This window comes from Enterobacter cloacae complex sp. S2 (assembly GCF_015159675.1).
GTDB lineage: Bacteria > Pseudomonadota > Gammaproteobacteria > Enterobacterales > Enterobacteriaceae > Enterobacter > Enterobacter intestinihominis.
In genome coordinates this window covers 1-1150 of sequence record NZ_JADDTS010000094.1, presented here as the reverse complement: position 1 = coordinate 1150, position 1150 = coordinate 1, and the positions used below count along the sequence as shown (strand labels likewise).

1 protein-coding gene is annotated in these 1150 nt (G+C 33.9%); it reads right to left on the bottom strand.

The genetic code is table 11. From position 1 onward, the window contains the following. Positions 1–298: 298 nt before the first annotated feature. Positions 299–1150, bottom strand: an 852-nt coding sequence (locus IPZ49_RS22895) for a glucosyl transferase (RefSeq protein WP_193762894.1), incomplete at its 5' end; no start/stop codon positions are given.

Here is a 1150-nt window from a genome sequence, read left to right as displayed (position 1 = left end):
CAATAGACCCTAGTGATGCAGTTGATAATTATAGGCGAATTATATATGGTTTATTTATAAGTACAAACTGGTAGAATAAAAGGTAACCCGTTATGGTTGAAAAGTTTAAGCAAACTAATTAAAAGACTGCAAAGGCCTACATACAAGTGCTTAATAAGATACAAGATGAATGTTGTTTCTAATATTAGAAATCATTCATTGACGTATTATCTAATCGCCAATTGTAGGCCTCTGCTTGCATTTCATTTTTTTAAGATATATTCATATTCGATTTTTCCTATCTAAAATAGTGTTGAATTTATTTCTTTCTTAACTCAAGTGTTAGCCCAGGTGGTAGAACCTGAATAGAAAGCACATCGCCTGTGTTTGCATTGTTAATCAATGTAGCTCCCTCCTTCCAGTTCATGTCTGGTAGTGGGGTGATTACAAAATTCAAGCACCCCATCACGAATAGCAAAACCGACAAGTATAATTTGAAAAATAAAACCGTCACCTTCCCCTTTACGCACTCAAGCAAGTAAACACAGATTAAAGAAAAGATAGCAATATGTATATTGACGAAATATCTTGAACCTTGTCCATTAATAAGGGTCGGTAATTGAGGCGCAGAATCTGTCAACTGTGGCTTTGCCATTGAAAATATTATAATTAGTAATGGTAAGGTTGCAAATACCTTCATTTTCCATGTGCCTTTTACAAAGACAAAGGTCGTGCAAGCCAAAAGTGACACGGCTAAAAAATATGATAGTAGTAAATTATCCCAACCAGCCCTTGCAATATCCCATGGGGCAAATGTAAATAGAAATATATTTGATGATATGATAGATGAAATTACATCAAAACTGAATCCTAGTGGGGCTGCTGAACGAGTACCATTGAACGTAAGAATTATAGACACGCCCTGAACCAAAGCGCAAATAATCATTAATATGTATGGTTGTTGCAGGTAAAATTTTATGAAAGATTTTACGCTAATCTGATCTTTGAAATCATTTATAAATTTGAAGAGCGTAGATGCTAGAATGAATATTATAAATGGACCACTTAGTCCAGATAAAATGATGAAGAATATATCATGAGCCTTCCATAATTTTGTATTGGGGTTTCGAGCTACTAATATCATTGATACATATAATGATAAGTACCAATG